This window comes from Ruminococcus sp., assembly GCF_017549005.1.
Lineage (GTDB): Bacteria > Bacillota > Clostridia > Oscillospirales > Ruminococcaceae > Ruminococcus.
Genome location: NZ_JAFYYT010000020.1, coordinates 1 through 8,745, shown reverse-complemented (window position 1 = coordinate 8,745; position 8,745 = coordinate 1). Strand labels below are relative to the sequence as shown.

At 45.8% G+C, this 8,745-nt stretch carries 6 protein-coding genes, 1 tRNA gene and 1 rRNA gene; 4 read left to right on the top strand and 4 right to left on the bottom strand.

Annotation, left to right across the window (positions count from 1 at the left end; all coding sequences use genetic code 11):
• Positions 1-24 precede the first annotated feature (24 nt).
• Positions 25-141, top strand: a 5S ribosomal RNA gene (rrf, locus tag IKW96_RS05945).
• A gap of 46 nt (positions 142-187) precedes the next feature.
• A tRNA-Ile gene (locus IKW96_RS05940) sits at positions 188-261 on the top strand.
• 30 nt (positions 262-291) lie between these two features.
• Here IKW96_RS05940 and IKW96_RS05935 read toward each other — a convergent pair.
• From IKW96_RS05935 to IKW96_RS05920, 4 genes are all read right to left on the bottom strand, one after another.
• Positions 292-1,038 carry a helix-hairpin-helix domain-containing protein gene (locus IKW96_RS05935; protein WP_296571654.1) on the bottom strand — a complete coding sequence of 249 codons (747 nt, stop codon included), beginning with the start codon at positions 1,036-1,038 and terminating at the stop codon, positions 292-294.
• A gap of 106 nt (positions 1,039-1,144) precedes the next feature.
• Entirely contained in the window at positions 1,145-2,776 is a 1,632-nt protein-coding gene (locus tag IKW96_RS05930) for a glycoside hydrolase family 36 protein (protein ID WP_296571652.1), read from the bottom strand.
• Positions 2,769-4,157, bottom strand: a complete 1,389-nt coding sequence (locus IKW96_RS05925) for an MFS transporter (protein WP_296571648.1) — start codon at positions 4,155-4,157, stop codon at positions 2,769-2,771. The genes IKW96_RS05930 and IKW96_RS05925 overlap by 8 nt, the downstream gene beginning before the upstream one ends.
• A gap of 7 nt (positions 4,158-4,164) precedes the next feature.
• Positions 4,165-4,812: a TetR/AcrR family transcriptional regulator gene (locus IKW96_RS05920; protein ID WP_296571645.1), complete on the bottom strand. Its 648-nt coding sequence runs from the start codon at positions 4,810-4,812 to the stop codon at positions 4,165-4,167.
• 114 nt (positions 4,813-4,926) lie between these two features.
• On the opposite strand from IKW96_RS05920, the gene IKW96_RS05915 reads away from it, so the two are divergent.
• Together IKW96_RS05915 and IKW96_RS05910 are read left to right on the top strand one after the other, a co-directional pair.
• Entirely contained in the window at positions 4,927-6,381 is a 1,455-nt protein-coding gene (locus IKW96_RS05915) for a hypothetical protein (protein WP_296571642.1), read from the top strand.
• A 399-nt stretch (positions 6,382-6,780) separates the two neighbouring features.
• Positions 6,781-8,745 (top strand): glycoside hydrolase family 11 protein (locus IKW96_RS05910; RefSeq protein WP_296571639.1); only part of this gene is annotated, 1,965 nt, incomplete at its 3' end.

Below are 8,745 nucleotides of genomic sequence, written 5' to 3'. Positions count from 1 at the left end.
TTCATTTCAAAACTTCAATATTTAGTCGGTGCTTATGGCAATGAGGTCACACCCGTTCCCATTCCGAACACGGAAGTTAAGCTCATTCACGTTGACGATACTTGGCTGGTGACGGCCCGGGAAACTAAATCAGTGCCGACATTATATACGTTATCGGAAGCTAAAACGCTTCCGATTAATGTTATAAGGGCCATTAGCTCAGTTGGTTAGAGCATCCGGCTCATAACCGGACGGTCTGGGGTTCGAGTCCCTAATGGCCCACTGAAAAAGACTATGCAATGCATAGTCTTTTTATTTTATCTCAATATACTCAATGATTTCACTGACCTCGCTGCGTGAAAGTCCGTCTATCATCAGCAGTTCGTATTCATTTTTGAATCCGCTGTTTTTCTCCCGAAATTCTATTATCTTCCCGGCAATTTCCTCGTCAACATGAGGCAGCATGGCAAGTATTTCAGCGTCTGCCGTATTTATATCTATGGGAGCAAGTTCCTCTAACGTAAGCGATGTTTCTGAATCGGGTTCAGTGATTTCTTCATTTGTTACTATTTCCGTGGGAGTTTCGTAGATCGGGTCAATAACATAAATATGCTCCCTGATTTCTTCAAACACTTTCTCGCCGATTCCTTTAACGTTCATTATCTCTTCAATATTGTCAAATCTGTCATTTTCAATGCGATATCTGACGATTTCCTCAGCAGTTACAGCGCCTATGCCGTGCAGCTTCATGAGTTCCTCCGAACTTGCGGAGTTGATATCGAGAAAGATGAATTCTGTGGCAGCTTCTGTTTGGGTTGCAGTATGACTTTTATTTGGAAGGGAAGTTGTCTTGGTTGCTTTTGGGATTTTTTTCGAGGTGGTTTTGGAGGCGGAAGTGCTTGCAGGTGCTGTTATTTCCTTGGTATTGTGGTCGATTATTATTGTTGTCGTATTTTTCTTTATATCCGAAACATGAAAATAGAAGGTGGCAGCTCCCACAACGAGTGCAGAGCAAAGCATGAAGAAAAGATACTTTTTGAAAAGCTTGTCTTTTTTCAATTTTATCCCTCCTTCATATATATAATAACACATCGTCCGACAAAACACAACAAAAACCGACGCAATGTGATTTCAAAAAAGGCTGACTTTTTAGTCAGCCTTTTCTTCATATATCGTAACGTTTGATATACTTTTTATTATCAATACTGAATTTGAGCGTGAGAACGTCGTTTTCTAGCTCTGCAGAAATGATCTCCGCATTTCTTATCCTGAGTATTTTGGAGAGCTCTTTCGTTTCAGGAGCTTCGTAATCGAAGAAATTATCGGACGTAAAGAGCACACTGCCCATGAGAGCATTTACTTCCGCAAGGCATTTCTTCTGTTCCTCTGTAAGGGAGTTGTTATTTCTGCGAAGCAGAAATACGTCGGGATCGTTCAGAAAAGCCCTTCCGTCGAGCTGACGCCTGAAAACCGTGTTAAGAATAGAGTTTCGGGTGCTTATACGCTCGCGGTGCATTAGTCTCATATGCGGTTTATCATTCCAGTCAAGGCTCACATCGCAGCCTATCCGGCAGTAATCAGCTATGCCAAAGGCGGAAGCAAGCGGAACTCCGCAGGCAAGTATCATAGCGTCGCCTGCACAATCTCTCAGGAACTCCATGGCCTCGTGCATGAGCTGTCCGCGGCTCTTGTCCTTACGCGGAACAATACACGCTGCATACAGGAAATCAAGCTTGAGGAGCTTATATCCCCATTCGTTTACTATAGTTTCGATAACGAACCTGATATACTCCCTGACTTCGGGATTATTTATATCCAGTGCGTAGAAGCCGCTCCAGTTTGATCCGCCTCTTACAAAGTTTTCGTCGTCCGTATTTATAAGCCAGTGCTTACTGTTTCTGAAAATTTTCGATTTTTCCTCGCAAACGAAAGGAGCCAGCCAGATACCGGGGATCTGACCTGCCTCAGAGATCATATCAGCGATCTTTTTCATACCGTTGGGGAATTTTTCGCTGTCAACGCTGAGCCAGTCTCCCACACATGTCTGCCAGCCGTCGTCTATCTGAAAAACATCGGCTTTGCAGTTTAGAGAGTTGATACCGTTAAGGTCATCGGTTATCTTTTTCTCGTTTATGTCCTGATAATGGTTGTACCAGCTTGTGTAGCCGAACAGGGGCTTCACATTTTCACGCGGTTTTACGCCGAGCTCTGTGAAATAGCGGTCAAAGACCTTCTTTTCACTGCCCTCGGTGAGCAGTATTTTCAGAGCCTGCCATTCTCCGCTTATGTCGAGGTCGGCGCAGTCCTTTTTTATTATGACCGAGTTCTTGCCGACCTGAGTGATTATCTGCGTAAATCCCGAGCATTCAGCAAGAGAACCGATAAAGCTGTACAGCTCCTTGTTTCTGATGTAGCCGTAGGACCAGCCGTGCATATTCTCGCCGTACTCGCTGAAATTGTAGTCGCCGTACTGCGAAAAAGCGTATTTTTCATTCAGAGCGCCGGGAATATGACTTATACCACGCATTTTTCCGTCGGTATCATGTTCTATGGAGTCAGTCCAGGACTGGTAGCCATTGAGGAATATCTTCTCGTTTTCGCAGTATTCGTATTCAAATTCCGCACAAAGTTTCTGAATGGTTATGGTTTCATATGCTTTCACACTGACCGAGAAAATATCCCCGTCGGTGTTTATTTCAAGCTCCATTTTGTCATTGCGGAGGGAGCCCGAGGTTATAGCCATGAAGTCGTTTTCGCCGTCCCTGTAAAGGAATTGCAGCGATTTGAATTTAAGCATTTTTCTGTTCCTCCTCTATACGGGAGATTACCTTTTTCTCGTTATATCGCAAAAAGACTATTCCGCCGAGGAGACACAGCACAGCTGCTGTAAGAGCAGTAAGGCGGTAGCCGAGACCGTAGCCTGTTTCGCCCTTTTCAACATCGGAATTGATGAGTATCATGCTCGTGAAGATGAGCATAGCCAGTGACTGTCCGAGCTTGAAAGCAAAAGTTCTTGCAGCGTAGAACATTCCCTGACGGCTCTCGCCGGTGTCGAGCTTATCAGCTTCGGATATGTCCGCAACAACAGCCTGCGGGAGTATTCCCAGTACAGCCATAGGCAGAGCTGCCAGTACCGCTATGATAAAGCCGTAAGCAACATCAGGGATACCTGTTAAGCCTGCGCCTGCGGTAACTAAAAATGCAAACGAGAAAAACAGGAACGCAAAGGCTATGAGTTTCTTTTTGCCCAGCTTTTTCGAGAAAACATTGACGGCAGGGTAGAAAAGCAGGGAAACTACCGTCATCGTAACGAAAAGCGGGAAAGTCATGCCTGAATCCAGTCCGAGAAGTACTGTGATATAGAAGGACAGACCTGTCTGAAACAGCGTAAGACCTATCCAGTAGAGAATATCGGAGCATACGAAAATGCGGAACTCCTTATTTCTGAAGGTGGACAGGAGAGAGCTGAAAGCAGAGCTTTTGCTTGGCGTTGTATCTGCATACTGGTTTTCGTCTATAAGAAACGCAGGAACGAGCATACATACAACTGCGACAGCTGCCATGATAGCGATAGTTATACGGAAGCTGTTGGCATAGCCCATGCTGCCGATGAAAATATTTGCGATATTTGGTACGAGATATGCGACAGCAGTACCGAAGAAGTAGGTAACTGAGATAAATGTGGAAAGATTTATCCTTGCGTTCTGAGTACTGCCGAGTTCAGGAATAAGCGCGTTATACGGCGTGCAATAGCAGGTCATGCAGAAATAGAAAAGCATAGCGAAAATAAACAGAGTAACAGCGTTTCCCTTGTTTTCAGCGCCGAAGGGCGATATGAACATCAGTACTGTAACGATACCGAAAGGAACCGCTGCATATCGCATAAAGGGTATGCGTCTGCCCAGCTTATGCCTGAGAGAGTCCGATTTACCTGCTATGAAAGGATCGGTGACAGCGTCGAAGATACGTCCGAAAGCCGTTATGACTCCGATAGCTGTCAGTCCGATAAATGTACCTTTGGGGATAAAGAGAACCTGACCCTTTGCCAGCTCTTCCTGACTGGGCTGGTAGAAGAAAACGAGCCAGTTGGCAATTATGCCAGAAAGCAGCGACCAGCCAAGCTGACCTATTGCGAAGATCCATAAAACCTTATTGGTAGCTGTTTTTCTTTTCTCCATAAAAGCCTCATTCCTTTCTTAAAAAGAAAACTGCGGCTTCAATTATAGTACTTAATTCTTCTTCGGCGAATGAAAAATCGTCACCAGGCAGGAGCTCGCCCTGAGTGAGCTTCTTGCTGAGTTCCTGCAAAGCGTGAGCGTATGAGAGGTAGAACAGCTTGATATTCGGAACTTCGCGTACTGTTCCGTCAGCCACGCCTACCATATATGATTTTTCAAATACAGGGTAGAAATTGATAATGGACCTTTCGTAGTCCTTGAGGTCGCTCTTCGGTATATTCTGGGAGGCGAGCATAAGGTCGAACTCCGTAAGGACCTTCATAAAGCCAGGGTGTGCCTGATAAAGGACAATGAACATTCTCATCAGGTCGCCTACCTGCTTGATGCCCGGCTGTTTGAGAAATACTTCAGAGTCGAAGATGCCGCTGAACATCTTGTTCAGTTCATCCCATAAATAGGTCATTGCAGCAATGGTGATACCATTTTTCGTGCCGAAATAGCGATAAAGAGTAGCTACACCGAAACCGCATTGTTTAGCAATGTCGGTCATTTTTACAGCGTCGATTCCGTTCTTGACGAAGAGCTGTGCAGTTATTTCAACAGCCTTTGCCATGCGTTCTGTTCTGATTTTTTCCTGTGAGAATTCATTTTCCATTTGACAAACCTCCTTTTTTGTGATAGACTATATTCAAGTTGATAGCGAGCCTATCAGGTTATAAATAATTTTAACATATTTCATAAACTTTGTCAAGACATCGGAGGAATTTTTATGGATTGTTCAAAATTTGTTTTTGAAAACGCAATATCCCGTAAAGCATATAACAAAGCACTCAAGACCAAGGCAAAGTTCATAAAGAAATTCGGAGATGATACGGACGTCGTTTATCATCTCGCACCTAAGGAAGCTCCTGTCATCGGAAAGGCACTCGGTGTGACGAACACGGTCATAAGCAGGAAAAGCGGCTGCAAATTTGATGAAAAGAGTATTATTATCGGCAATATCCGCATGGGTTTCGGTCATTACAGGATATCCATGGCAATAGCCTCAGCAGCCAATTCCATGGGATATAAGCCGTACTGGTTTGACCTGCATTCCTTTGGCGGTACCACCTGCGGAAAGATAATCGAGCAGCAGAACGAGCTATATTCGCTGGGCTCGCGGCTTTCGCAGAAGTTTTCGCTTTTCAATAAGCTGGTATGGGAGCCGCTCAACAGCGAGGGCTTCCGCAAGCTCACCTACAACGCCGCGGATCAGAAGACCTCGGAGCTCATGACTGCCGTATTCCGCGATCTTCCCAAGGATATCCCATTTGTTGCAACTCACGTATGGCCGTCACAGGCAGCAGTACACGCAGGACTAACAAACGTTGTGAACGCCATTCCCGACAACTGGCCGATGGCACTGCATTTGTCGGAGGGAGCTGTGCATACGGTCCAGACCCCGTCGGCGTATCTTGGCTACAGAGCTCTCCGCGGAATGGACAAAAAGCGCTGTCTCAAGCCTATGCCGAAGGAGGCAATAGTATACACAGGTCATTATATCGACCACGAACTGGTCAGCAATATCGAAATGGACTGCGCCAAGCGTGTGAACAGGATACGTGATGACAAGCCTGTAAGGTGGCTTATGTCCGTAGGCGGTGCAGGAGCACAGAAGGAGATATTCGTTGCTGTGATACGCAAGCTTCTTCCGTCCATAAAAATGGGAAAAGCTGTGCTTTTCATCAATGTGGGTGACCATGCAAAGGTATGGAGCAGGCTTGTCAGGGAAGTTCCGCAGATGAAGCCTTTCGTGCATGAACATTTTGAGGATTTCCCAAATACGGAGAAATTCTGCAAAAATGCATATGACGGAAACATCAGGGGCATACACGCTTTCTGTCAGTCAGATATTTTTGCGGCTGTTTATTCCACAAATCTGCTCATGAGGTGCAGCGACGTGCTCATCACAAAGCCCAGTGAGCTTTCGTTTTATCCTATCCCGAAGCTGATGATAAAGCGCGTGGGCGGCCATGAAGCGTGGGGAGCTATCCGGTCTGCGGAGATCGGCGACGGCACATATGAGTGTACAACTGCTGCCGAAACGGGTGCAATGATAGATATGATACAGAACGGCAGGGATATCATCGAGAAAATGTGCTCAAATATCCTGATTGCCAAAAAAGCAGGCATATATGACGGAGCATACCGTGCAGTTGAGCTTGCAGTAGGTAAGAAACAATAGTATTATCGTGCTCGGATTCGGACATAAAAAACAGAAAAATATTTAAAAGACCGCAGAGTCAGCAACTGCGGTCTTTTTATTTCAGCATGAAAATGCAATGATTTCAGCAATAAATGCCTTGACATATGGTTGTAGATAAGGTATAATAATAGTAACAATAACAGTATATTTATGTGCATAACGCTTGGCAGGCGCGGACGTTTATAAAGTAATTGAACTAAGCGTATTTACCAGTTTTCAAAGGCTTTCAGTGTATAAAACGCCGAAAATTCCGCTAAATCATCGTAAAGTCCACCTCTTATGTAAAAAGTAGGTTGTTTTAACAGAGGCGGCAAAGTATAATTATGGTGGAAAGCTTTTGAATACTGGAGAAATAAATTTTAAAAAGGAGTGATATCCATGAAGCATTCAAGCTTTTTCGGGAAGGCGCTTTCAGCCGTAACAGCGTCTGCTATGCTGTTGATAGGCAATTCAGCATTTCCCGGAAACAACGGACTGACAGCTAAGGCAGCTGATCAGCAGCAAAGAGGCAACATAGGCGGCTTCGACTATGAAATGTGGAATCAGAACTATACAGGTCAGGCGTCAATGAATCCGGGCGCAGGCTACTTTACCTGTTCCTGGAGCGGAATTGAGAACTTTCTTGCCCGTATGGGAAAGAACTACGACAGCAAGAAGCAGAATTACAAGGCTATAGGATCGAATATAGTTCTTACCTACGACGTTGAGTACACTCCAAAGGGAAATTCTTATATGTGCGTCTACGGATGGACAAGGACTCCGCTTATGGAGTACTATATCGTAGAGGGCTGGGGTGACTGGCGTCCACCCGGAGACGGCGCAGAGAAAAAGGGTACAGTAACCCTTAACGGCAATACTTATGATATTGCAAAGACAATGCGCTATAATCAGCCATCACTTGACGGTACGGCGACTTTCCCTCAGTACTGGAGCATTCGTCAGACCAGCGGCTCAAAGAACAATACCACGAACTATATGAAGGGCACTATTGACGTTACAAAGCACTTTGACGCATGGTCAAAGGCAGGACTTGATATGTCGGGTACTCTTTATGAGGTATCGCTGAATATCGAGGGCTACAGGTCAAGCGGTTCCGCAAACGTAAAGAAGATCACCGTAGATGAAAATGCCCCTGCAGATGGCAGCTCTGAGACAGAAAATCAGAATCAGCAGGTAGAGGAGGTAGATCCGTCAACACTTCTTGACGAGAACGGCTACTTCTTCAACGATGACTTTGAGAAGTCGGCAGGCAGCTGGGGCGGCAGGGCTTCGGAAACTGTTGAGACTTCATCTTCCGCAGCAATGAGCGGTTCAAGTTCGCTCAGCGTCAGCGGCAGAAAAAACAATTGGAACGGTGCAGCAAAGGAGCTTGACTCTGCCGCATTCAAGGCCGGCACGGAATACAGCTTCAGCGCTAACGTAATGTATGAAAACGGACCGTCAGAGCAGACTTTCCAGCTGTCTCTCCAGTATTCGGACGGTTCAACAACAAAGTATGACCATATTGCTTCGGGAACAGCGAGCAAGGGCGAATGGCTCCAGCTTGCAAACAAGAAGTATGAGATCCCGGAAGGAGCTTCGGATCTTCATCTGTACGTTGAGACAGACGAGAACGATTCCGACTATATCGACTTCTATCTTGACGATGTGATCGGAGCTCCAAAGGACACAGAGATCAAGGGGGCAGAGCCTCCGAAGAAGGCTGTAATGGGCGATGTGAACTTTGACGGCGTTATTGATTCTCTTGATATGATAACTGCAAGAAAGGCTATTCTCGCAGGCGACCTCAAGGGCTCTGCCCTGAAGGCGGCCGATGTTGACCAGAACGGCAAGTTTGAGGCAGCTGACCTTGTTCTCATCCAGTCTTATATCATCAAGAAGATAACAGAGTGGCCTGAGCCGGAGATAGTTGAGCCTCCGACGCCGCAGATCGACACTTCAAAGTGGGATAACTACAAGGAGACTGCTTCTTCGCAGTATATCGACTTCTACAAGAGCTCGATAAAGCATTTCGGAAATACCTACAGACTCGACAGCAAGCTTGCAGCTGCTGAAAGCGGCGAGTCACTGACTATCGCTTACCTCGGCGGCTCTATCACAGAGGGCAAGAACTATACTTCGCCTTTCTCGAATTATGTTAAGTCAACATTCGCAAAGGGCAGCTTCAAGGAGATAAATGCAGGTCTTTCTGGAACTTCCTCGGTTGTAGGACTTGTCCGCAGCGAGCAGGAGATCGTTTCGCAGAAGGCTGATATCATCTTCCTTGAATTCTCCGTAAACGACCATGAGGATATCATGTACAAGAAGTGCTTCGAGAGCTGTATCAAGAAGTTCCTTGATATG